The organism is Hungatella sp. L36 (assembly GCF_014288035.1).
Map to the genome: position 1 here is coordinate 204,400 of NZ_JACOPC010000001.1, position 25,552 is coordinate 229,951.

Annotated in this window: 18 protein-coding genes; 12 read left to right on the forward strand and 6 right to left on the reverse strand. The window is 51.2% G+C overall.

All coding sequences use genetic code 11. The features are described from left to right. Positions 1-41 precede the first annotated feature (41 nt). From H8S80_RS00905 to H8S80_RS00940, 8 genes are all read left to right on the forward strand, one after another. Positions 42-1,409 carry an ABC transporter substrate-binding protein gene (locus H8S80_RS00905; RefSeq protein ID WP_117631494.1) on the forward strand — a complete coding sequence of 456 codons (1,368 nt, stop codon included), beginning with the start codon at positions 42-44 and terminating at the stop codon, positions 1,407-1,409. Between the two features lie 543 nt (positions 1,410-1,952). Further along, positions 1,953-2,771 (forward strand): carbohydrate ABC transporter permease, encoded by an 819-nt coding sequence (locus tag H8S80_RS00910; protein WP_243010376.1) that lies wholly within the window; start codon positions 1,953-1,955, stop codon positions 2,769-2,771. A gap of 17 nt (positions 2,772-2,788) precedes the next feature. Further along, entirely contained in the window at positions 2,789-3,613 is an 825-nt protein-coding gene (locus H8S80_RS00915) for a carbohydrate ABC transporter permease (protein WP_055657287.1), read from the forward strand. Between the two features lie 7 nt (positions 3,614-3,620). Further along, the gene (locus H8S80_RS00920; protein ID WP_117631496.1) at positions 3,621-4,472 is read left to right on the forward strand and encodes a sugar phosphate isomerase/epimerase family protein; all 852 of its coding nucleotides are present in this window, start codon (positions 3,621-3,623) and stop codon (positions 4,470-4,472) included. Further along, positions 4,469-5,521 carry a zinc-dependent alcohol dehydrogenase gene (locus H8S80_RS00925; protein WP_117631498.1) on the forward strand — a complete coding sequence of 351 codons (1,053 nt, stop codon included), beginning with the start codon at positions 4,469-4,471 and terminating at the stop codon, positions 5,519-5,521. The genes H8S80_RS00920 and H8S80_RS00925 overlap by 4 nt, the downstream gene beginning before the upstream one ends. Before the next feature lie 2 nt (positions 5,522-5,523). Continuing rightward, positions 5,524-6,909 carry a polysaccharide deacetylase family protein gene (locus H8S80_RS00930; protein ID WP_117631500.1) on the forward strand — a complete coding sequence of 462 codons (1,386 nt, stop codon included), beginning with the start codon at positions 5,524-5,526 and terminating at the stop codon, positions 6,907-6,909. Between the two features lies 1 nt (position 6,910). Further along, complete coding sequence (locus H8S80_RS00935) at positions 6,911-7,897, forward strand: radical SAM protein (protein WP_117631502.1); 987 nt, start codon at positions 6,911-6,913, stop codon at positions 7,895-7,897. A gap of 200 nt (positions 7,898-8,097) precedes the next feature. Continuing rightward, complete coding sequence (locus tag H8S80_RS00940) at positions 8,098-10,797, forward strand: translation factor GTPase family protein (RefSeq protein ID WP_117631504.1); 2,700 nt, start codon at positions 8,098-8,100, stop codon at positions 10,795-10,797. A gap of 36 nt (positions 10,798-10,833) precedes the next feature. Here H8S80_RS00940 and H8S80_RS00945 read toward each other — a convergent pair whose 3' ends face one another. Then, a complete protein-coding gene (locus H8S80_RS00945; protein ID WP_118033248.1) occupies positions 10,834-12,690 on the reverse strand; it encodes an LTA synthase family protein in 1,857 nt (618 codons plus the stop codon). A gap of 201 nt (positions 12,691-12,891) precedes the next feature. On the opposite strand from H8S80_RS00945, the gene H8S80_RS00950 reads away from it, so the two are divergent. Both H8S80_RS00950 and clpA read left to right on the forward strand, forming a co-directional pair. Continuing rightward, positions 12,892-13,188: an ATP-dependent Clp protease adaptor ClpS gene (locus H8S80_RS00950; RefSeq protein WP_002600764.1), complete on the forward strand. Its 297-nt coding sequence runs from the start codon at positions 12,892-12,894 to the stop codon at positions 13,186-13,188. 75 nt (positions 13,189-13,263) lie between these two features. Then, positions 13,264-15,528: an ATP-dependent Clp protease ATP-binding subunit ClpA gene (gene clpA, locus H8S80_RS00955; RefSeq protein WP_117631508.1), complete on the forward strand. Its 2,265-nt coding sequence runs from the start codon at positions 13,264-13,266 to the stop codon at positions 15,526-15,528. 125 nt (positions 15,529-15,653) lie between these two features. Here the strand turns inward: clpA and H8S80_RS00960 are convergent, their stop codons facing one another. Beyond that, the gene (locus H8S80_RS00960) at positions 15,654-17,702 is read right to left on the reverse strand and encodes an alginate lyase family protein (RefSeq protein ID WP_117631510.1); all 2,049 of its coding nucleotides are present in this window, start codon (positions 17,700-17,702) and stop codon (positions 15,654-15,656) included. 328 nt (positions 17,703-18,030) lie between these two features. On the opposite strand from H8S80_RS00960, the gene H8S80_RS00965 reads away from it, so the two are divergent. After that, on the forward strand, positions 18,031-19,665 hold the full coding sequence (locus H8S80_RS00965; RefSeq protein WP_181987923.1) for an extracellular solute-binding protein: 1,635 nt from the start codon (positions 18,031-18,033) through the stop codon (positions 19,663-19,665). Positions 19,666-19,739: 74 nt separating this feature from the next. Here the strand turns inward: H8S80_RS00965 and H8S80_RS00970 are convergent, their stop codons facing one another. The 4 genes from H8S80_RS00970 to H8S80_RS00985 form a co-directional block, all read right to left on the reverse strand. Then, on the reverse strand, positions 19,740-20,390 hold the full coding sequence (locus H8S80_RS00970; protein WP_117631514.1) for a class I SAM-dependent methyltransferase: 651 nt from the start codon (positions 20,388-20,390) through the stop codon (positions 19,740-19,742). Then, positions 20,371-20,928, reverse strand: a complete 558-nt coding sequence (locus H8S80_RS00975; RefSeq protein ID WP_002600761.1) for a PadR family transcriptional regulator — start codon at positions 20,926-20,928, stop codon at positions 20,371-20,373. The genes H8S80_RS00970 and H8S80_RS00975 overlap by 20 nt, the downstream gene beginning before the upstream one ends. An 88-nt stretch (positions 20,929-21,016) precedes the next feature. After that, entirely contained in the window at positions 21,017-22,672 is a 1,656-nt protein-coding gene (locus tag H8S80_RS00980) for a glycoside hydrolase family 43 protein (protein ID WP_117631516.1), read from the reverse strand. Positions 22,673-22,797: 125 nt separating this feature from the next. Then, entirely contained in the window at positions 22,798-23,787 is a 990-nt protein-coding gene (locus H8S80_RS00985) for a serine hydrolase domain-containing protein (protein ID WP_117631518.1), read from the reverse strand. A gap of 291 nt (positions 23,788-24,078) precedes the next feature. Here H8S80_RS00985 and H8S80_RS00990 point away from each other — a divergent pair, with 291 nt between their 5' ends. Then, positions 24,079-25,482 (forward strand): ABC transporter substrate-binding protein, encoded by a 1,404-nt coding sequence (locus H8S80_RS00990; protein WP_054356725.1) that lies wholly within the window; start codon positions 24,079-24,081, stop codon positions 25,480-25,482. Positions 25,483-25,552: the final 70 nt, after the last annotated feature.

Consider the following 25,552-nt stretch of genomic DNA (forward strand, 5'->3'; position numbering starts at 1 on the left):
ATGAACCATATTAAAAATGTTGATTACAGGAGGAGAAGGAAATGAAGAAAAAGACACTGGCACTCGTAATGACAGCAGCAATGGCATTTTCTGCCCTGACCGGATGCGGATCGACCGGATCAGCGCCTGCCACGAAGGAAGAGACGACTACGGCTGCGGAGAAAAAGGAGACAGAGGCTGTGACGGAGGCGGCTTCAGAGAGTGAGAAGCCGGCGGAAAGGCCGGAGGTAAGAGTCCTCATTAAATGGTCGGAGAGCCAGATTTCCAACTGGCCCGTTCTTGTGGACGAGTACAACGCAGATGACAGTAATCCGGTAAAGATTAATCTGGAGTTTTACGGCTCAGAGGGCTATGACGACAAGGTGAAGGCGGAGCTGATGGGGGATAATCCGCCGGAGATTGTACAGCTGATGAAGACGACCTTCAACGAATATTCCGCCAATGGACAGCTCATGGAACTGACCGGTTTCCTTGGAAAAGAGGGCTGGAATTACAACAAAGGCGCGCTTGCATGGGCAGGCCCGCTCAATAATCCGGAAAATGGCGTGTACGGAATCCCGGATTTTGCAAATACAAGCTGTATCTTCTATAACACGAAGCTGTTTGCGGAGCTGGGAATTGAAGAGCCTACAAATCTTGAGGAACTTACAAATGCCGCGAAGACTTTAAATGACAATGGGTACAAAGCGATTGTGACCGGCGGCGGGAACTGGTGTGCACCAGATCTTCTGGCTAAGGTACAGGCTCAGCTTGTGGGTACGGACCTGCTGATCAAAGCCTATAATAACGAGGCGAAATACAACGATCCTTCCATGGTGGAAGCAATGACGATTGTCGATGAGATGGTTAAGAGCGGCGTAATTGATAAGTCCAGCGCCGACTATATTTCCGACGATGACGCGATTGCCGAGTTCGTTATGGGGAAGGCCGGCATGTACACGGCTCACACGGGCATGGCATCGGCTATCGATTCTTCGAAGGAAGACGATTTCGAGTACAATATCATTGAAAAGATGGATTTTGTTGAGAATCCAAAGACGAGTGTGTCGGTTACCTGGGGCAGCATGTGGTGTATTCCGGCAAACGTGAAGAATCAGGAGGCAGCCGAGGACGCACTGGCATTCTTATTTGGTGAAAAGGTTCAGAAGAGTGACGTAACAGAATTAGGAAAGATAGTCAATGTGGATGAATGGAACGCAGGTCTTACCCAGCCGGCTCTCCTTACAGCGGCAGAGCAGTTAAAGGGCGCGGGAACCGCAGATTCCTTCTACCTTCTGGACATGGTGTCCTCCAAGGTACTGGATAATATGATCAAGGGCATCCAGGAGATGATTCAGGGAAATCAGACTCCGGCCGGTGTGCTGGATCATGTCCAGAAGATCTGGGAAGAGGAGCAGGCTCAGAAATAGCGTTTGTTTGTTTCAATCCACGTTCGGTAATTTCACAGAGTGCGGCCACACCTTTTAGAGATGTGTAGTTTGACCTCATGTCAGTGGGGGATACCGATTTCTCTCCGCCCGCCACTACCGTTAAACTTGTTTTGGCGATTTACCCTTCCGCCTATAGATGTGGGGGAATCTTCACTTTCTAGTTAAATTGAGGGGCCGGATTAATACATCCGGCTCCTCTCTTAAAACCAGTACAACATATATTGCACTGGAAGGGGCGAGATAAATGCCTTCGTAATCAGGTGTTTCTCTGCGATTACATAACGGTTTTCTTTCTCACTTAACTTTAAATATGGGTATATTATACATAATAATAGAGTGAAATGCAAGCGGATGTTTGAGCAATTGAAAATTATTAAAAAGGAGAAGGAGCTCACAAAGGAGTCAAGAGGGGCATAATTCCTCTCATGTCTAAAGCTGAGTCTTCAAGTACATTTTATGAAAGAGAGAAGGAACCGAAAATATTTTCTAATGTTTTCCCTTCCTGCGCTGGCCGTGTACACTGTGTTCTGGATATTTCCCGTATTTTTGGGATTCTATATCAGCTTTACCAACTGGAACGGCATCGTGAATCTGGCGGACGCGCAGTTTACGGGATTTAAGAATTATGTGAATCTGTTGTATGACAGTATCTTAAGAGTATCGGTTCTCAACAACATTAAATATGGAATCATCACCCTGATCGTCGTTCCGGTGGCCGCATTTGCCGTCGCCTATCTGGTTGAGAATTTCACGAGGAAAAAGTCCTTCTGGAGGACTGTAACATACCTGCCGGCTATGATACCGACGATTGTAACCGTGTTTCTCTGGAAGTGGATCTATAATCCGCAGTACGGTATTTTAAACGAGATATTAAAGGCGGTGGGACTGGGAGGGCTGGCCACAGGCTGGATTACCAATACGAAGACGGCCCTGTATGCGGTGACCTTTACCTCTCTCTGGAAGATGGTTCCGGTCTATTTCGTTCTGTTTCTTGCGGGTCTCCAGTCCGTGTCCATCGATCTGATCGAAGCCGCGGTGCTGGACGGAGCAGGCAGGTGGCAGGTGATCAGAAATGTCACCATCCCGTGTATGAAACGAATTATCACAATTGTCTATGTTTTAGTATTTATAGATATATTCAGAGTTTTTGACCTGATATACACAATGACAAAAGGAGGACCGGGGTATTATACCACGGAGATGATTCTTACGTATTCGTATAAAACTGTATTTACGAATTCCAACGCCGGATACGGGATGGCAATCATCTCAGCACTGACCCTGTTTGTGATCATCTGTTCCTTTATCCAGATGAAAATACAGAACAGGACTGCGGATTGAGAAGGGAGACGGACAGCATGAAGACAGTAAAAAAGTTATTTTTAGGTTTCGTACTTGCGATGGTATTCAGCGTCACGATGATCCCGATTATCTGGGTCTTCTTTTCTTCCTTTAAATCTAAAAAGGAATTGATGACTAAGCCCTGGAGCCTTCCGGAAAAGTTCCTGTTTTCCAATTACAGTAATGCGTGGCAGAAAGCGGATTTTGCCGTTCTCACGAAAAACAGTGTGACGATTACCGCTTTCTCTCTGTTATTGATGCTGGTTTTTGCGACGATGCTGGCTTTTGCCATTTCCCGGTATAAGGGAAATTTAAGTCAGGTGACCTTGATTTATCTTCTGGCAGGACAAACGATTTCGGCTGGAATGATCATATTTCCCATCGTTATTGTCTTAAGAAAGCTGGGATTCGGCAGCTCCCACGCGGGACTGATTTTGACCTATGCGGCGGGCGGCCTGCCCTTCGCAGTCTTTGTCCTTCAGGGATTTTTTGCGGGAATCCCGTATGAACTTTACGAGGCGGGGGAGATAGACGGAGCAGGGGAATTTAAAATTTTCGCCAACATCGCCATTCCTCTGGCGAAACCGGCTCTGGCCACCGTGCTTCTCTATCAGTTTATGTGGGTGTGGAACGAGTTTGTGCTGGCATTTACCATTGTGAGCAGGCCGGAGAAGAGGACAATTATCGCAGGGCTCTACTCTGTGGTAAACGGATATTTAAATACGGATTATGTGACGGCGTTTGCCGGAGCCATGATCGTATGTATTCCAATCATTATTATTTATCTGATTTTCCAGAAATATTTGATTCAGGGACTGATCGCGGGAGCGGTGAAAGGATGAGTGAGGCATGAAGGAGATTAGAATCGGAGCAGCTGCGTGGGGCTTTCGGGAACTTACACTGCCGCAGCAGCTTGACTTGGTAAGGCGCCTGGGGCTCGTTTCCCTGGAGCTGGGAATCGCCAATTCGCCTGCGGATGTGCAGACAGACGCAGATGTACGTCTTCTCGAGCAGGTAAAGAAGGAGTATGAAGCATTTGGGATTTCTCTGGATACCGCGGCGACAGGCAATGACTTTACGCTTAAAGACGGGAACGCGGCAGCGGAGGATATCGGGAAGCTTAAGAGGGTAATCGATATCTGTTCCTTTTTAGGAGTGGAAACGCTGCGGATATTTGCTGGTTTTACGCCTTACAGGGAAGTGGATGAGACGCGCTTTTCTCGTATGATAGATGCGTTAAACACGGTAGCCCGGTATGGAAAGGAGCATGGAGTGGTGACAGCCATGGAGACCCATGGGGGAGTGACGGCGTATCCGGATGGGGTGGTTCATTTCCATTCGGCAGCCACGGAGACCGGGTGTTTAAAGAGAATTCTCCGGGAAACGGATGACAGCTTGAAATTCGTCTACGATCCGGCCAATCTCTATGCCATTGCGGGATGCGACGTGGAAGAGACGGCGGAGCTTGTCGGCAGCCGCATCGCCTATGCCCATATCAAGGATTTTGTGAAGCTGCCGGGCGGTCGCTTAAAACCTGGAGCCATCGGAGATGAGAAGAGAGACTGGAAGCGCACCATAGAAACGGTCCTGAAATGGACGGATACCCTGATGATCGAATATGAGGAACCACAGGACATAGAAGAAGGGACCAGGCGCAGCAAACAGTACCTGGAGACTATTTTGAAGGAGGTCTGGCTATGAGTACTATTTACGATTATAAGAAGACAAGGGCCGTCGTGATCGAGAGACCATATGAAGTCCGCTTAAGGGAGATTACTCTGACGGAGCCAAAAAAGGATGCCTATATCGCGCGGACGTATTACAGCAGTATTTCCAGCGGAACGGATATGAAGACCTATAAGGGACTTCAGCATCCGGAACAGTGCTACTATCCGCTGGTGCCTGGTTATGAAACCGCCGGTGAGGTAGTCGCGGCAGGGGAAGAGAGCGATGGAAGCCTGAAACCGGGAGACCGGGTTATGATTAACGAATGCCGGAAATACGGTGATGTCTGTGCCGCATGGGGCGGCGGCTCCGAATACACGGTAAAGGATTCCGATACCACGAATGACACATTTGACTATATGGTTAAGATTCCAGAAAACCTCTCCTATATTGACGGTGTGCTGGCTTATCTTCCATGTGTGGCCCTAAAGGGAATCCGGATGCTGAATCTGGAGGGCAGACAGACGATTGTGGTGAGCGGCGCAGGCATGGTGGGAATCAGCGCCATGCAGATTTTAAAGATCGTAAATCCGAATTTGAGAGTCATTGCCATTGAGCCGAATAAATTCAGGCGTGACATTGCGAAGAAGTATGTGGATATTGTGACCGATCCGTTTGAAGCGGAACTGGTAATCAGGAAGGCCACCGGAGGCGCCATGGCGGATCAGATCATCGAGTGCTCCGGCAATGCGGAGGTGCCAGGTATTCTCCATAAATATTTGAAGGACGGCGGCTGGGGAACCGACGATGCGCCGGGCCATATTCACTGGCAGGGGGATTATCCGGAGAAAATTATCATGGACAGCTATCACCGCTGGTTTACAAAGAACTGCACAATTTCCATGTCCTGTGCGCTGGCGCCCGGCTGTAAGGAGCAGATTCTTACCTGGATCAGCGAGGGGAAATTCGATACGAACGGCCTTCCGGTGGAGATCTGGCCGGTGTCGAAGTGTGCGGAGGCATTTGAATACAAGATGGCGAAGGGCGAGGATGTATTTAAAATAATCTTTGATTGGAGCAAATAATTATGAGGCCTAAAGTTATTTTTCTTCCACATGCGAACATCCAGTATTCCCAGCTGAAAATGGAACGGCGGGAATGGGTCGTGAAAAACTGCTATGAAAAGCTGTTTGACCTGGTTCGAGACAATCAGTATAAAATAGGATTTGAGGCCAGCGGCAAGACGCTGGATGAAATAGAGAGGCTGGCTCCCGAGGTCATGGAAAAGCTGAAGGCGCTGATTCTGGACGGTCAGGTGGAGCCGGTGGCATCCCCGTATACACATCTGATGATGGGAAATGTGCCGCGTGAGGTGGCGGTACATACCTTGCTAAGGAGCCTGGATACATGGGAGCGTTATACGGGAATCCGCCCGAAGGTTGGATGGAATCCGGAATGCAGCTGGAACGCACAGATTCCGGGCATCTATAAGGAGGTGGGAATCGAGACACTCATTATGGACGCCGATTCCTTCTTCCTCTCATTTCCTGAGATAAGAAAGGCCACCGGACTGTGCTATGACGTGCAGGGGCACAGCAATAAAAACCAGCTGTTTCTTATTGAGGAATATATAAAGGATAAGCCGGAGTATTTAAAGTATCTGACAAATCCCTCTATCTGTGATAACGGGCTGAAGCTGATCTTCCGTTCCGATTGTATGGCAAATCTGCTGCTCTGGTATCTGATGGGGGCGACGGAGGGCGTGAGAAACGAGGCGGTCCGCTATGAGGAGATTCAGTCCATGTTCTGCCGCTGGAACACGCGTGCACAGGAGACAGGCTCCTTTATCATGCCGTATGCCGAGGATGCGGAATACATAGGAAGTTCGGCATACTTCTATGTCAAACAGTTTAATCAGGCCAGGTTCTTTGAGGAAGAAGGCGACAGCTTGAAACGCTTTAAGGAAATCATGGACCTGTCCATAGAAAGCGGATTTGTTCCGGCGACACCTTCGGAGGTGGTGGAATCCGCAGAACTTCTGGAGAACCTGTCCATTTTGAAAATTGAAAATGGGGCTGCGTGGCACGGGGGAACGGCAAAGGCATGGCTGAATACGGATCAGGCGCTGCAGCTGGATCCGGCCTGCCGCATGATTCTGGAGGGGATCGAGGGGATCGCCGCCTATAAGCAGATCGACTGGCATGAGAATGAAGCGCTGGCTGCGGCCTTTCGGGCGGTTACCGAAGGGTGGGTGTCGGATGCGAGATGGCCGCCTGCTCCGACTTCTCCCGGCAGATTTAATGTGAGAGAGGCGCTGGAGGCATTGTACCGGGCAAATGACCGGGTGGCGGGGGCGATGGAGGAACTGGGAATCGCCGGGCTCCGTTCCCTGTATTCACCCGATATTATGAGCTCCCAGCTTGGTTTGATCGAGGAGAGGCTGATGGAGATGCGATATTTTGAGGAAGAGTGAGATGGAACGACGACTGGAGATGATTCATTTACAGCTGACCAGGCAGTGTAATTTAAACTGCTGGTTTTGCGGACAGAGGAAAAACAGCGCGCTGCGTGACGGCAAGGAGAGCATGGCCCTGAAAACGGAAGAGTGGCTTGGGATCGTAAATGAGCTGGATGCGGCCGCCGGAAAGAAGCCATCGGTCATGCTCTGGGGCGGGGAACCCCTCATGAGCCCGTGCTTTGATGAGATCGCCTCCACACTTCATGAACGGGGGTACCGGGTCGGAATCGTTACAAACGGGACTCTGCTGGACCGGCATGCGGAGACTGTCCCGGACTGCCTGGACAAGATTTACGTGTCTGTTGACGGACCGGAGCAGCTCCATGACAGCATCCGCGGCGCGGGAACATTCCGGAAGATCCGGGAGAATCTGCTTGCAGTAAAGAGGGCGGCGCCTTTACTGCCGGTGGTCTGTATGGCCGTTTTGACGGAGGAGCTGAAAGGGCAGCTGAAGGAGTTTTTTGCTGAATTGTCGGATTTTCCCGTGGATGAGGTGCTGCTTCAGGATATGATCGTTTTAAACGGCCGGGAGATTGGAGAATATAAAGCCGTGATGGAACGGGAATTTTCCATCGAAGCGGAGGCGGTTGAATCGTGGAGGCAGAGTGGTGAGGGGGATTCGGAGATGGAGAAGGCCGGATTCCGCCTGGAGGAGCCCGGGACGCATGCTTTTAAAGTCCGGTATCTGCCGCATGTTCGTTCCGGAGAAATCGTGAGGCCCTGTCTTTCCCCATGGCGTCATCTCCATATTATGTGGAACGGGGAGACATCGTTTTGTACTGATTTTACCGACTTTTCCATGGGGAATGTGCGGGAACAGCCGCTTGAGGCACTGTTTCGGGGAGAACAAGCCGAAAAGTTCCGGAAGCTGGTGGAAAATGGGAGAAATCCGGCGTGCAGACACTGCTCCTGGGGGGATAAGGAGTGTTTTTATGAGCTGTAAAAGAGAAAAACCGCTTTCAACGGTTTGATTTACCGGAAGTGGAATGGAAAAACATCTTTCGCTTTTTCCATGTGAATGTTATAATACTCATAAACAGCAGGCTGTCTGTGTTTTTTGCAGGCAGCTTGCTTTCGGTATTGAGGCGGAAACGACAAAACCATGAGAGTTTCTGCTGCACATAGAAGGAGAACGATACAAAGATGAAGAAACTGGCAGTCGGTATTTTGGCCCACGTAGACGCGGGAAAGACGACATTGTCGGAGGCGATGCTCTATATGGGCGGAAGCATCCGGAAAATGGGCCGGGTGGACCGGGGGGACGCGTTTCTCGATACGTATGAGCTGGAGAAGAAGCGGGGGATTACGATCTTCTCGAAACAGGCCATTTTGAAGTGGAAGGATATGGAGATGACGCTTCTCGACACTCCGGGGCACGTGGATTTTTCGGCGGAGATGGAACGGACCCTGCAGGTGTTGGATTACGCCATTCTGGTGATCAGCGGAACGGACGGAGTGCAGGAGCATACGAGGACGCTGTGGCGTCTTCTTGCCAGATATCGGGTTCCCACATTTCTCTTTATCAATAAGATGGACCTGGCGGGGCTGGGAAAAGGGGCTATCCTGGATGACTTAAGAAAAATCTTAAAGGAAACCTTTGTGGACTTCGGAGAGGCCGGAACGGATCATTTTTACGAGCAGATTGCCATGACCAGTGAGGAGTTGCTGGATGAATATCTGGAGACCGGCCATGTGGAGACGGCCGGAATACGGGAGCAGATTATAAGCAGGCGCCTTTTTCCATGCTTTTTCGGTTCTGCGCTTAAGTTTACGGGCGTGGAGGAATTCATGAAGGGGCTTGAGGAGTACACGGAAACGCCTGAATATCCGCCGGAATTCGGAGCGAAGATTTTCAAGATATCGAGAGATGCTCAGGGAAACCGTATGAGCCATATGAAGATCACGGGCGGCAGCTTATCGACGAGGGAGATTATCGACGAGGAGAAGGTAAACCAGATACGCCTCTATTCCGGGGAGAAATTCGAGACGGTGCGGGAGGCATCGGCCGGCACCGTCTGCGCCGTGCTGGGACTCTCTAAAGCGGTTCCGGGACAGGGGCTGGGGATCGAAGCGGCCTCGGCCATGCCGCTCTTAGAGCCGGTGATGACATACCGGATCGGGCTGCCGGAGGGCGTCGATGCGGCGGCCGTACTTCCGAAGTTCCGGGAGCTGGAGGAAGAAGATCCGGAGCTGCATCTGACATGGGAGGAGAGCAAGAAGGAGATCCATGTCCAGATTATGGGCGAGATTCAGATGGAGATTTTAAAAAGCGTAATTGAGGAACGTTTCGGTCTCTCTGTGGAATTCGGAGACCGGAGCATCGTCTACCGGGAGACAATCACGAACACGGTGGAGGGCGTGGGGCATTTCGAACCGCTCCGTCATTACGCGGAGGTCCATCTTCTTTTGGAACCCGGGGAGCCGGGGAGCGGTATGCAGTTTGCTTCCGCCTGCAGCGAGGATATTCTGGGAAGAAACTGGCAGCGGCTGGTTCTGACCCATCTGGCGGAGAAGGAGCACAAGGGGGTGCTGACGGGTTCTTCGGTCACGGATATGAAGATCACGCTGATGTCGGGGCGTGCCCATTTAAAGCATACGGAGGGCGGCGATTTCCGCCAGGCTGTCTACCGGGCAGTCCGCCAGGGACTGATGCAGGCGGAATCCATGCTGCTGGAGCCATTTTACGATTTCCGCCTTGAACTTCCGGACCGTTACGTGGGACGGGCGATGAGCGATGTGGAACGCATGGCAGGGAAAGTGATGCCTCCTGTCATGGAGGGAGACCGGGCGGTTCTCACCGGAAGCGCCCCAGCGGCCTGTATGGGGGGATATCAGAAAGAGGTAACCGCCTATACGGGCGGCGCGGGACGGCTGTCATTTACATTTTCCGGCTACGGGCCGTGCCACAATACAGAGGAAGTGGTGGCCGCAATCGGCTATGATGCGGACGGAGACACGGCGAACCCGGCTGGGTCCGTATTCTGTGCCCACGGGGCGGGATTCTTAGTGGAATGGGACCAGGTCCCGGGGTATATGCATCTGGAAAGCTGTCTGGAACCACAGAAAGACATGGGGCCGGATGGAATAGCCGGGCTTGCCGGTGCTGCCGCCAGAAAAGGTCAGGCGCCGAACGGCCGGAACGATGAGCCGGAGAGTGACAGGGAATGGATCGGCACGGAGGAAGTGGATGCCATTCTGGAACGCACCTTTTACGCCAACCGGCGGGGTAATTCTTCCGGGGTTAAATCCGGGTGGAAGAACAGGGAGAAATACAGGGAGAACTCTCACAGCGCTCCTGCGGTGAGGACCTATAAAAAGGAGGCCCCCAGGGAAGAGTATCTTCTGGTTGACGGGTATAACATTATTTTCGCATGGGATGAACTGAAGGAGCTGGCGGAGCAAACCATCGACGGCGCCCGAGGAAAACTCCTCGATATTCTCTGCAATTACCAGGGCATGAAGAAATGCCGGCTGATTGCCGTGTTCGACGCCTACCGGGTCCAGGGCCATGTGACCGAGTGCCTGGACTACCACAACATCCAGGTGGTCTTTACAAAGGAGGCGGAGACGGCAGACCAGTATATTGAGAAGTTCGCTCACGAAAATGGCAGAAAATACGATGTGACAGTGGCCACTTCGGACCATTTGGAACAGATTATCATACACGGCCAGGGCTGCCGGCTGATATCGGCCAGGGAGCTGAAGGAAGAGATCCGCCGTTTGAGCGAGACGGTTCATCAGGAGTATCAGGAGAGAAAGACAGGGGAAAAGCATAAAAATTATCTGCTGGATTCGGTGTCCGAGGAGATGATGAAACAGATAAAGGAACTTCCGGAAGAATGATGGAAGTTCCTTTATCTGTGAACGGTGTCCTGTTTTTTATGGTTCGGCTATATACATGTCCTTATATTTCTTCGGATCGAAGCTGTGGTTGTAAACGAGATACTCGTAATCCCTTATGGTATCCCGGTATGGAAAACTGTCGAGACCAGTCTCTTCCCAGGAGTAGTAGGTTCCCGAGGCATCATAGCAGCCAAGCGGATGTATGACGGGCAGTGTTTCCTCCATGGAAAGCAGAAAACGCTGGTACGGCGTCATATCCAGGCCGGCCTGATCCAGCAGCTCGGAAGCGAGATAGATGGCGCTCATCTTCCCTTTCTGCTCCGATCTGGATTCATAGTTTGTCCAGATAAGAAATGGTGTCTCATACCACATTAAGTGGTCTCCGGCGGGAACGTCGGCGCTGGGCATGCCTGCAATCTCATCGAAAAATTCATCCTCCACGCTGGGCTGATGGTCTCCGAACATCACGATCATGGTGGGCTCGTCGCTGGCCTCAAAGTATCGGATCAGGTATTCCAGGGCCTCATCGGAACGCTTCATCAGTGATAAATACTGATCGGTCTTCGGATACTTGTCCTTTAGGGAGCCGGTCAGCCACACCTCCTGCGGAAAGTTGTCGTAGATTCCCTCATAGCCGCCGTGGTTCTGCATGGTCACATTGAACAGAAAAAGGCGGTCGGCAGGATTCTCCTTATTCTCCACCTGTTTGATCAGGTTCTCGTAATTGGACTGGTCGCTCACGTAATTTCTCAGAAAATCCCGTTCCTCATAGCGGGTTTCATCAATGAAATCGTCGAATCCCATATTCTTGTAACACGTATCGCGGTTCCAGTTTTCACCCGGATAAGGATGCATGGCGACGGTCCGGTAGCCCTGGTCCTTTAAGGTGCTGACAAGGCTGTACGTTCCGGGCTTTATGTAGAACTGGTAGGCGCTGCAGTTGGAAGGCAGGAAGGCGATGGAATCACCTGTCAGAAATTCGAATTCCGAATTGCACGTCATGGAGCCGAAGACGGGAACACACAGGCTTCCGCTTATCGTGTTCTCTTTCAGGCTGTACAGGAATGGGAAATACGCCTGATTCGTCTGAAAGGAACCTCCTGTGCGTAAGTCGGACAGGCTCTCATTCATGATGCAGATAATATTGACCGGGGTGGTGATATCTTCACCCAGGGCCACCTCCTCGGCAGAGGCCAGGAGGACATCTTCCGCCTTGTAATCGTTATAGATCCGTTTTATCTGTGATGTGCCGTACCCCGCAGGCTTCTGCTTCACCGCATAGCGGAAGGAGACCGCCGTGGAGAGGACGTAACCGTATTCCTTATAGGTCTCGTTGACCTCCCACATGTTGATTCCCAGGCCCCAGGAGGGCATGAGAAATGTAAAAAACCATACGCCGTAGGCGGCGGTGACACCGGCCGCGGTGCCTGCGAAGGCGAGCCTGTATTTGCGGCCGGAGATCCGTCTTGGAAATGCGGCTGCGGCTATATTGATGACGAGGAGAATCACTCCGGCTTCTTTCATGGCCTTCGTTATGGTAAATACGTAGTTCTGGGAAACCGTCATGGCTGTTCCAAAGGCCAGAATATCCCAGAACATGATGGGGCGGCTCCGGAAAGACACCACGAAGGCCTCGGCCAGGGAGAGGATGAACAGGAGAATGGACACGACGGGTATGGCGATTCTGGTCCGCCCGCTCGCCGCAAACACCAGGAGATAGAGGATATAAATCCAGCCGATGTTCAGGGCGGCCATATAGGAAGGGATCGTCGCCAGATTGCCGGTTACATACTCAAATAAAAAATAGGAAATACATGGAACCGTCATAAGAAATACGGTAAAAAGTATGTGGGCCGCTTTGCGGGCCAGTGGAAGTATAGTTTCTTTTGTCATTGGTAAGCCTCACTGTTCATGGGAATGAGGTTATCGTACCACAAAGATTTTTTGGGTTCAAGAGAGAAAATAAAAAATATAAAATGCAGCAGAAACTGAGCTGATCAGGAGATTTTCAGCCTTCCGTTACCGCTTGCATTTCCATGCATGATGGATTAAAATGGAGTTTAAATGATCCGGATCAGGAGGTAATGATACAGTATGCCGGCAAATACAGGATTGTCAGAAAAAACAGAAATCAGGCTGAAACAGCCAAAACAGTATAAAGTGGTCATGTACAACGATGATTTTACGCCCATGGATGTGGTGGTGGAGATTCTCATTGACGTGTTCCGCAAAAATTATGAGGAAGCGGTAGCCATCATGATGACGGTCCATAAGGGACAGAAAGCCGTGGTGGGCGTTTATTCCTACGATATTGCAAAGACGAAGGCGGCCAGGGCGGTGAAGATTGCCCGGGAGCAGGGATATCCATTCCGGGTAGAAGTGGAGTCATAGTACGACGCTGTGCAGATTACGGTGAAGACAGGACGCGGATAAAGGCTGCCGATTATGACTGGAGGATGAAGAAATTTGAAGATAGCAAAAGAAGTGGAAGAGCTGCTGAGTGACGCAGTTTTAAATGCGGGGAGGCGGGGAAATGAGTATGTGACCCCGGAGCACGTGTGGTTTGTGCTTGCAGACCGGCCAGCCTTCCAGGCTGCGTTTAAAAGCTGCGGAGGCGACGTGAAAAAGTTAAAGTCACGGCTGGAGGACTACCTGGGGCAGATGGACACTGTGGAGAAGGATGAAGGCGGTATCGAGGTCAGCTACGGCTTGAGCCAGACCATAGAGGAGGCGGCAAGGAAGGCGATTTCCTCGGACCGCGATACGATTGAACTGCCGCATCTGCTGTACAGCATGATGGAGCTGGAGGAGAGCTACGGCGCGTATTTTGTTCAGATGCAGGGCGTGGAATGCGTGGACCTTCTGGTGGAACTGGGCACCGATGGTTCCGGGAGAAAGATGGGGGCTGGAGCGGGCAGAACAGGCGGAACCGACAGTCATGCAGGAACAGGCGGAACCTCTGATATGGATAATGAGGAAGATGCAAAAGAGGAGCGGGAGAGCGTTCTGCTTCAGTACGCGGTCTGTATCAATGATGAGGTGAAAAACAGCTGCCCTTTAATAGGAAGGGAGGCGGAGCTGGAACGCACCATGCAGGTATTGTGCCGGCGTCAGAAGAACAATCCGCTCCATGTGGGGGAACCCGGTGTGGGAAAGACGGCCATCACGTATGGGCTGGCGGCCAGAATCAACGAGGGCCGCGTACCGGAGAAGCTGAAAAATGCCAGAATCTACGGGATTGATTTGGGATCCATGCTGGCGGGCACCCAGTTTCGGGGCGATTTCGAGAAGCGGCTCAAGGCAGTGATGGAAGAGCTGAAGGAGGAAGAAAATCCCATCCTCTATATCGACGAGATTCATAATCTGGTAGGGGCCGGCGCAGTAAACGGCGGATCCATGGATGCCTCCAATCTGCTAAAGCCGTATTTAACCGACGGAAAGCTTAAATTTATCGGGGCTACAACTTATGAGGAATATAAGAAGTATTTTTCAAAGGATAAGAGCCTGGTAAGGCGTTTTCAGAATATTGATATCAAGGAACCGACGGTGGAAGAGACGGTAGAGATTTTAAATGGCCTAAAACCATACTATGAAAAATTCCACCATGTCCGCTACCAGAAGGGGACCATGGAGCACGCGGCCAGTCTCTCGGAACAGTATATCAATGAGCGGTATCTGCCTGACAAGGCCATTGACTTAATTGACGAGGCGGGGGCCTATCTGGAGCTGCATCCCAAAAACAAAAAGATCCAGGTGGTGGATAAGAAGCTGGTGGAAGAGGTGCTGGCGAAGATCTGCAGGATTCCGAAGCAGACGGTGGAGACGGAGGAACGGCAGAAGCTGGCACGCCTGGAGCGGGAGCTGAAGGGCAGAGTCTTCGGTCAGGAGGCGGCGGTGGATCAGCTGACCAATGCCATCAAGCTGTCGAAGGCAGGCCTGAGCGAGGAGAATAAACCGGTGGGGAGTCTCTTGTTTGTCGGACCGACCGGAGTGGGAAAGACAGAGCTTGCAAAGTCGGTGGCTGAGGTGCTTGGAATCCGCCTTGTGCGGTTTGATATGAGCGAGTACGCGGAAAAACATACGGTGGCAAAGCTGATCGGCTCGCCGGCGGGCTACGTGGGATATGAGGAAGGCGGCCTTCTGACGGAAGCGATCAGGAAGAACCCGCACTGTGTCCTCCTGCTCGATGAAATCGAGAAAGCGCATTCGGACATCTATAACATTCTGCTTCAGATTATGGATTATGCGACGCTGACCGACAACCAGGGCAGGAAGGCGGATTTTCGCAGCGTTATTTTAATCATGACCTCCAACGCGGGGGCGGAAAAGGCTGACCGCGCCTCCATCGGATTCGGGGGACGGCAGTTGAATGAGGAAGGAATCACCGATGAGGTGAAGCGCGTGTTCCGGCCGGAGTTCAGAAACCGCCTCGACCGGATCATTATATTCCGTCCGCTGGATGCGGCCATGGCGGACCGGATTGTGGGAAAAGAATTCGGTAATCTGGCCCGGAAGGCGGCGGAGAAAAACGTGGAGCTGACCCTGTCAAGAGCGTGCCGGAAATACCTGGCGGCGAAAGGCGTGAGCCGCGAATACGGAGCCAGGGAGATTAAGCGGATCATCGGTCAGGAGATTAAGCCGCTCCTGGTGGATGAGATGCTGTTCGGGCGGCTGAAGAAGGGCGGAAGCTGTGAGATTGATTATGATGGGAAAAGAGTGATACTGCTTTAGCATGAGGGTGTAAAGAGAATGTGAAAGGCCAGTACAGAGAGAGACGCAGAAAGAACGGAAGAGAGAGAGCCGCCTGATCACCATCACCGGGTGATCAGGCAGTTCTCTTCTATTCTGTTCTTTCTTTATAAACAACCATTTACATCATTCACAGACAGATCCAGTCTTTTGCCGGACAGCGCAAGCTCATATCTTTTCTCCATGACAGAGAATGACACCAGGAAGCGCCCATCTGCTGTGAACTCTTTTTTGATGCCGGAGACTGTGGGAACTGTCTGACCTGCGGGAGCCGGGCAGGCAATGGAGACAAAACCGTGGCGGCCCGCGGAGAGATGTTCGGACTCAAAACGGGCAATTATGGTATCGTGCCATACATCGCATCGGTTTGAGCACTTGGCGGGGACCAGGGCCGGTTTTAAGCCATCGTCAGTAAATACGCCGATATTGGCATCAGCCGAGAGCGAGCAGACACAGGATTTTGCGGAATCGGCAGCCACTGTTGGTGAATTAATATGAAAATTGATCTGTACACTGGAGTCCTCCTCTGTCTGCTCCAGAAGGTCCAGAATGACCAGAAAGTGCTTGTCAACCAGGGCGGCTGCCCGCTTGTGTACGGCGGGCTGATAATTCCTGTGCTCGGCCACCGCATACATGAGACGGCCATTCTCCTCCGCGTGAAGAATTTCTCCCGGCTGCTGTTCCCCGTAGGACCAGGAGGAAATATATCTCCACGGATCCTGATGATTGAGCGTCAGACAGTTATGCCAATGCACGGATTTGAATTTTCTGCGGTTCTCATCGTCTCTGTAGCAGTAGATTCCGGGATCAACCAGCAGTGGTTTTCCGTAGGCGGTGAAGTCGAAGCCGGCGGGATCCATGTGGGCGTGCTGATTCTGAATCGGAGTTCTGCATGCAAACATTAGAGAAAGCGCATTCTGCGACCAGTCGGTACGCAGGAAGACCTGTTTTAACTCCTTTTGCCAGGAAAATACGGGAATGGAAGGAAGCGTCCCGGCCTCTCTGCTCTTTTCCAGGGCCCGCTGCAGATCATCCAGATCGGAAATCTCCCATATGTATTTGGAGGCTGCCCGGGTCAGATCCTCATAGCTGTAAAAGCAGCGGGCGTATTGCATATAGCGGGTGTCGTCAAAAGCGATATAGTGGCAGAGAGCTCCCCAGGACAGGGTGCCGGTATACGTATTGCTGTCGCCCCATGGGCAGTTGCTGCCGGTGGGGCGGGTCATGAACAGGGAATACTCCGCCATCAGCTTCAGGCGCTCTTTATAGCTGTCGGAAATGTCAAACCCATACTTTTTCGACAGCAGAAGCGGGAGGACAAACCAGTAAATACAGCCATTGTGATAAGAAGCACAGCCTTCGATCTGGCCGCCGCCGGAGGTCACCTGGGCGTTGATGCTGCGTTCCATTTCATGCAGGGCATGACATCTCCAGAGCTGGGCGTCTTTAAACTCCGGGAACATGCAGGATAAGTAGAGCAGCCCGTTGTTTTCCATTAAATAGTGGTTGTGGTCAGCCTTAGGCCAGAAGATCGGAGCCACCAGATACAGGACCTGTGCATGCTGATAGACACTGGTCAAGTATGTTTCCAGAAACGCCTCGTCTATATAATCGCTGTCAATCAGATGATGGATGATGTGAGGCCAGGTACGGTACATGCGGATTCCAATCTCCAGTGAGCGCCAGATGCCCTGATTGCAGCCGCAGCCCCCAAAGTTGTCTTTTAACAGCTCCCCGCCGGAATTATAGAGCGGCTGTCTGGGACAATCCTCTATCCAGTGATAGAATTCCTCCATAACTTTGTTGGCAAATCTTTTATCCCCGGTCAGGGAATAGGCTTCCAGCATCACGCGCCAGTGGTCCATGCGGTTGAGCTGATACGTATATTCTGCGTCATTGAATAGGTTCTCGTGCCATTTGACCGGATTACCGATGAAATGAAGTGTGGGACAGCCGGGGAGAAGCGTCATTCCTTTCAGACAGTTTTCCGCATTTTCCACCTGGGCCGCATAAATATCGGGAAACTGGCGGCGGATTTTCTCTCCCCGCTGCCGGAATGTCATTCCCTGCTGAAACTCTTTTTCCCGTAACTTAAGATTTGCGAGAACATCCGCTACGGTTACCCCATCCTTTAAAACCTCTGTAATATGCTGCATGTGTACTCTCCTTTTGATTTTTAACTAAAATGAAGCAGTTACTGTTAAGGACACAATAATTTAAGCGCCGCCCTTTATCAATGACAGATTTTAGGGATATGACAATTTTTTGTGGAGTGACGGTACAGAATCGAATGAAAGCAGCAAAAAAGAGCGTGTATTTTCCGGGAAAGCTGATGAGAAATGCTGATAAATACGGGGGTAAGGCACGTACAAAAAAGTGTTATTCCCCAATTTTTTGATGATTGTACCTGTAAAATACGTGTGCTATGCTTCCTTTCAGAACAGGCAAAGGGGTTCACAAATTAAAAATAAGGAGAATGGCAGTATGAAGAAAAAAGTACAAAGAATGATTGCCGGTGCAATGGCGGTTACGATGGCGGCGGCACTGGTATCCGGATGCAGCATCTCTTCCACAGAGACAACGGGGACAGCCGGGACCGGCACAGAGACATCACAGACACCGCAGATTGAGGAACCGGTGCAGTTGTCCTGGCTGATGGGGCGCAACAGTGCCGAAGTCGATGATGACTCACCGGTAGTTAAGAAGATTGAGGAGCGGTTTAACATCGATCTGAAGGGATTTTATGTGGACGCTACGAATTTCCAGGAAAATCTGAATGTAAAATTTGCAGGTGGTGAAATGCCTGACATCATGGTGATTGACACTCCGGCCATGCTGGCTACTTATGTGGAAGGCGGCATTGTCGGGGAACTGCCGATTGAGGTGATTCGTGAGAAGGCGCCGAATTTTACGAAGATTGCCGATCAGTACGATGATGGATCCCTCTGGGGGACCATGATTTATGAGGGGAAAAACTACGGCGTATCCAATCCCATGCAGGTGGTCCCCATGGCGATGTTCTGGAGGAAGGACTGGCTGGACAAGCTGAATCTGGAAGTTCCAGAGACATTGGAGGAGTATGAAAAGGTCCTGACTGCATTTGTGGAAAATGATCCGGATGGGAACGGAAAGAAAGATACTGCGGGAATGGCGGAGCGGTCATTTAATGCCGTATTCGGAGCGTTTGGGCTTCGGTGCACATCGGGACTCAGCACGACCTCCGGGTTTGTAGTGGAGGAAATGCAGCTGGGTGAAGATAATGTCCCATTTTTCCCATACATACGCCCAGAGGCGAAAGAGGCGCTCACCGTGCTGCATGACTGGTATACAAAGGGAATTATAGATAAAGAGTTTATTACAGGGGAGAATCACGGCGGTTACACGGCTCTTTCCCATTCCTTCATGAACGGGCAGATTGGCTTGACCTCCGCTCAGACGTATCATTATTTTGGCCACAGCCAGGATATGAGCGATGTCAGAAACAGGGGAACCTGCCTGAAAGAACTGCTGGCGGTGAATCCGGAGGCGGAGGTGGTAATTGGTCCGGCTCCTGCAGGACCGGATGGAAAATCCGGTACGGAGGGCTGGGGAAAGGTGGGAACCCTGACTTGCCTGACGACCAACGCGGCCAACGATCCAAGAAAAGTAGATGCATTTCTGGCTATGCTGGATGCGTACTACTCGGACCCGGAGTATATGGAGCTGGTAAGCTACGGAATTGAGGGGATCACATTTACGAAGGACGGTGATGAAAGAAAACGGCTGGGCGAGATGAGCGATCTGGATCTGAGAAAAGAAGGAATCTATCAGGTGGATTTCGGTGATACGGTAACCTTTATGCAGAACATCAAACCGGCGCAGACCAAATTTGCCGAGGAGGTGACCGGAAACGGATACTATCGCTTCAATGTTCCGGCTGTGGCTGAATTCAGCAATGTTATAGCAAATCTGGATACCCTCACCGAGCAGGCATACTTTGCCATAATTACAGGCGAAAAACCTATCGATTACTTTGACACGTATGTGGAGGAGTTTAAGGCTGCCGGAGGAGAAGCCGCGGAGAAGGCCGTTCAGGAGGCGTATGCGGAGAAGCTGGCAGCAGTAAAAATAGACAGATAAGACAAGTAAATTTCTATAAAACGAAGGAGGGCACCGTAAGAAATGAATACGGTACCCTCTTTTTCTTGATCTGCCTACTTCTTTTCCCCCGAAATACACAGTCCAAAGAAATCGGTCGTTACCATAGCTCCTTTTAAATCGGAGTTGCGCAGAAGCTCTGTAATTTCGCCCACCGTATAAGCTGCGTTTAAGGAGGAAATAAATCCTGGACGGATTGCCCGGGGTTTTGCGGTTGCCAGCCCCAGGTATCTGGCCAGCAGATTTACGTTCCTTCTGAGATCGGTGATACAGTACCGTCCGCCGGGACGGAGCACCCTGTAAATTTCGTTGAAGACGCGAACCGGGGTTTCCCATTCGTGCAGGGAACCGTTGGAGATGACGCTGTCGAAGCTTTCATCTTCAAATGGCATCTCCATGCAGTTGCCCTGGACATACCGGGCATCGATCCCGTAATTCTTCGCATTTTTGCGGGCGAATTGGAGCATGGCGGGACTGATCTCACATCCGGTGAGGGAATCGGGAGTCAGCTTCTTCGCAATTTCCAGACCGACGTATCCAGGGCCGGGGCCGATTTCCAGCATGTCTCCGCCGCGGAGGCCGGAGGCAATCATGGAGTCCACTCCATTCCAGCCGCGGTCACGCATGGTGCGGGCAAAGGAATCAAACATTTCTACGGTTACTTCATTCTGAATTCCCACATTGGTTTCAATGACTCTCATTTTCATCTTGATCTGCCTCCTCAAACTTACGGATCGATTGTTCTGCCCACTCAAGCTCCGCCTGGAAATGGAGAATATGGTGTTCAAATATAATGCCGGCCGGTATCCTTAACTGCTCCGGAATGGCAGCCATGGTCTCCTCCCGGTGGTGTCTGATGGTTTCCAGCGCTTTTTTTAAGTGCGCCGCATGGCTGGAAAGGCTGTTTAAAAGTGTGGTGCTGTCCAAATGATCGGAAAAATAGAATGCGGCGTCGCTGTCGAACGTAGGGCGGTACTGCATATTCAGTGTCTCGGCCAGCAGCTCATTGAAACGGCCGGTTCCCGCGTCACTGACCCGGTATACGGTTTTTTCGGGTCTGGCTCCCTGCCGGTCCCTGTGGGCTTCGATCAGGCCGGCGGCCTCCATCTTCTCTAAATGGTAATAGACGGTTGGCAGCTTGATCTGGGTGAAGTCCTCTAACTGTTCTTCCAACAGTTTCTTAATCTGATAGCCGTGCTGCGGACCAAATCGAAGCAGCAGGCCGAGGATGTAAAGCGGGATCATGAGAAGTTCCTCCTCTCTTATACAAAATAGTCAGTACTGAGTAATTACAGTATACTCAGTACTGACTATTTTGTCAAGACTCTTTTTATCACTGAAATGAATCTGTTCTGTACTCAAACCAGTCAAAATCCGCATAGACTCCGCCCCCAGTCAGATCCTGGCAGCAGATTCCGACCATGGCTCCGGTAAACCAGCCCTCTTCGCAAGCCTCGTCGGAGAGAAAGCTGCAGTCCATGGGAGCGCCGATGGGGACGAAATGCTGCTCGTCCGACAGGCTGTAGAAGAAACGGATGGTGTCATGATCCACCGCAGCCTTAAAGAGCAGAGGGGCATCGGCGGGAACGGGCAGAATGCCGGCCGGATAGGAGTAGCTTCTGTTTTCTGCTCTCAGGAGGGTCAGGCAGGTTCCTGAATCTTCGTCAAAGGTCAGATGCAGATAGAAGTAATTATCCGTATCGTACATACAGATGAGCCCGGCCATCTGCTTAAACACCTCGGGATGAAATTCCATCCGGGCCGATGCCTCAAAGGTGAATTCCGTCCATCTTCTGGCGATGAGCGTCTGCGTAAAGCGTGAGGCCAGTCCCTCCCTTCCATACATGCGAAGCCATCCCGGGCGTGCAGTCAGGGAAATGTGCGTGTGATTCATGGGAACCCTCAGCGACTGCCATACAGGAGCGAGGCTGGGGAGATCGAAGTCGTCCCTCGCCGGTATTTCCGGACAGGGACAGGGGGGAAGCTCCGGCGCGGGCACCTTAGTATCTGGCAGCGTCGTCCCGTTATCCAGCACGAGCCAGTCATCCACGGTCCAGCGCATCTTCTGTACCGCTGTTTCACGCCCCAGGGGATAGCGGCGGCAGCCGGGAAAGCGCCTGCGGTCCGCTTCGTTCCGGTTGGAGAGGGGACGGCCGCAGAGATGGACCGCGTACCACTCGCCGTTCTGCGTTTCCACGAGATCGGCATGGCCTGCTTTTTGAAGGGGATAGTCCTCGTGATGGCGTGTGGTGAGGATGGAAAATGCCTCGTTGTCGCCGGTTCTCTCCATGACGGGAGACTGATACATTTCATACGGTCCCCAGACACTCCGGGAACGCAGAATGGTCTGACCGTGCAGCTCCCCGGTGCCGGTATCCGCGGAAAACAGATAATACCAGCCGTTTCTTTTAAAGATGTGCGGACCTTCCAGAAAGATTTTATCTCCCTGATAGATTTCCTTTACCGGTCCGACCATCCGCTGTTCGGAAGGGGAGTACTCCTGCAAAATGATTCTGCCTGCATATTTCTGTGGAATTCGATGATCCGTTACCATGCTGACCATGTATTTGCGGCCGTCTGTGTCGTGAAACAGAGAGGGATCGAATCCGAAGTCATTTAATGGAACAGGCGCGGACCAGGGGCCCATGACCTGTTTGGAGGTCACCAGATAATTGTGGGTGTCGTACATGTTGCAGTAGAAGGAGCGGACAATGGTGAATACGAGATAGAAGGTCCCCTGATCCCAGGTCAGGCACGGGGCCCAGACGCCCTGGGAGGGTCCGACCCCTTTCAGATCCAGAATGGCCGGGTCATTCAGCGTGCCGCCCAGAGACTCCCAGTGAATGAAATCCCTGGAATGGCTGATCTGTACGCCGGGAAACCATTCGAAGGTGGAGGTGGCGATATAATAGTCATCCCCCACCCGGACAATGGAGGGATCGGGATGGAATCCCCTCAGAATTGGATTGGTAATTGTGTTTGCGTTCATGTGTTTTGCAGTCCTTTCTTTAGAAACTTCCTGTGCTGAGTATCATTATAGTGACTGCAACATGGAAACGTAAGTCCATATTTTAACAATAGAGTTCAAATTTTAAAGAAAAAGCCCGTCTGTGGTTAATACAATTCCGCTGTCAGTTTTCTGTGAAGCTGCCAGACATCATCTCCATAATTGCTGACCAGAGTGACCACAGTCTCTGTCTCTTTCTTATAAGAAGAGATAAAACTGACTCCGGGGTCGCTGCCCTGAAAATAGGGGAAATAAATTCCGTTTTGCTCCCGCAGCCAGATCCCGTAGCCGTAGCACCGCGCATCGCCGCTGTGATTTTCGGTCATATCCGCAGTCATGTCAGGGGAAATCACTTTGCCGGACATGAGGTGCTCCCAGAAGCGTCTGATATCGCCGACCGTCGTAAATGCGCCGCCCGCTCCCGTGCCTTTTGCGTCAACGCTGAATATGTTGGTGCGGTACGTCTGCGTTTCTGCATCATAGATATAGTTTGACGCGCATTTGGCAGGAAGCCGGTCCAGCTCATAGTATCCCGTGGAGGTCATGCCGCAGGGGATAAACAGGCAGTCTCTCAAGTATTCATCAAACGCGGCCCCTGTCACGGATTCCAGGATCATGGCCAGCACGACAAAACCGGTATTGTTGTATTGAAACCGGCTTCCGCGGGGATACATCATGGGTTTATCAAGGAACAGCGGCAGCAAGTCCCTGTTGGAGCGTATCTTATAATTGGGGTAATCTCTCCATAAGTCCTCGTACTCCTCCATGATACTCTCGTCGAAGTAGTCCGGTATGCCGGAGGTATGGGACAGCAGCTCCTCCACGGTGATATCCCGGTCGATGGCTCTTAAATCAAAGCCGAGCAAATCACCGATGCAGTCGCTGAAATTCAGCCGTCCCCGCTCGATCAGCTGTAATATTCCCGCCGCCACAAACACCTTTCCGGCCGAAGCGGTTGCAAACTTTGTATCCGGTTCATTTGGGACCCGGTTGGCCAGGTCGGCGAATCCATATGCCTTTTCCAATATCGTCTCGCCGTGTCGGACTGCCTGGATGCAGCCTCTGAAATCGGCATTTATGAGTGTTTCTATGTTCATGGAAGAAGGTTTCCTTTCTGTAAGCGTATTGGCAGCTGGTGCTCTGTCCGGCAATGGGCTTTAGCCCCAGCCCTGGTATCGTGTATCCTGTCAGCCTTTATTGTATCGTTATTGGGTTACGCTGTCTATCGAATTTGGCCAACGATCTTTAAAAATTGCATGAATACCTTAAAAAACAGAGTTTTTTCGGAATGTATTTCCTGATATAGTTATGACAGAAAGAAAAAACAAGTATTGCACGTGAGCGGCCATAAGGCGTCCGCTAAGTGCTCATAGCAAGGAGGATACAACATGAAAAAGAGATTACTGGCTTCTGTATTATGTGCAGCCATGGCAGGAACACTTCTGGCCGGCTGTGGTTCCAAGGATTCTTCAGGCGGTGCGTCACAGGCCCCTGCTGCGGGAACGGAGGCAAAGACCGAGGCGGCAAAAACGGAGGCTGCAAAGACCGAATCAGATACGGCGGCAGCAGGGACAGACGCTTCCGTCGTGACGGAGCCGACAGAGCTGATCTTCATATTCGCGGATGGTGACGAGGGGGCCAAGGCGTCTATGAATGAAATTGTCAACCGTTTTAATGAAACGTATCAGGATATCACGGTGAAGATTCAGCCGGGCAACGGCGGGGCGTACAGCGAGTTCTTAAAGACAAAGGAGAGCGTTGGCGAATTTCCGGATGTGATGGAAATGCGGGATACCCCGATGTATGTACGCGCAGGCATGCTGGAACCACTGCCGGAGGATATTATTTCCTTATTTAAGACGACGGTTGCATTTGACGGAAAGACTTATACCGCTCCATTAAGCGGAGAGAATACGCAGGGAATCATCTATAATAAGAAGTATTTTGATGATAACGGATTCACAGAGCCGAAGACATACGATGAATTCATGGAGCTTTGCCAGAAAATAAAAGATAAGGGTGATATGGCGCCTCTGGTTATTGGCGGACAGGATATCTGGCATATGGGTTTCTGGTTTTATAAGGCATATAATGACCAGGTGATGAGCCAGGATACTGATTTTATCAAGCATTGCTATGAGGGAACAAAGGATTTTTCTGATCCCGCTATAACTGCAACATTTGAAGAAATGAAGGACATCTTCCAGTACGCTCAGGATGGCTGGGTATCAACCCCGGATGCGCAGATTACGACATTCCTGGTCAGCGACATGGCGGCCATGATGTACTCCGGTACTCATATGTTTTCTCAGATCACAGATGCAGACCCTGATTTTGAATTAGGATGGTTTGCAGTGCCAAGTCCAGACGGAAAGACCCGCCTTGTAGGCGGCGGCGCTGGCGGTCTGGCGATTTCAGCAGAATCCGCAAAGGATCCGAACAAAAAAGCCGCGGCAGAGGAATTCATCCGTTTCTTCTATAAAATGGATAATTATAAGGTTTACTGTGATAAGTTAAATGCCATCCCTTCTACCGCAGAGACCCCGGATCTGGCTGCCGCTCCGGTTATGCTGAAGGTAATCGAGGCTACGAATACGGCGGATGATTTAAGTCTGATGTGGAACGGACGAGTAGGTGAAAATGAGCTTCCTCCGGATTTCAGAAATTTCATGTATAAGACAACGATTGAAATAATCCAGGGACAGAGGGATATTCCGTCCGCATGTGAGGAATTAAACAAGACGTGGCAGGTTGCCATGCAGAGCTTTAACCCGTTAAAGAACGCGGAATAGAGTGATGCTCTGCGAAAATGATGCTTTGCGGAACATAACAGGAAACTGATGGAAAAGGGGTTGTTACAGA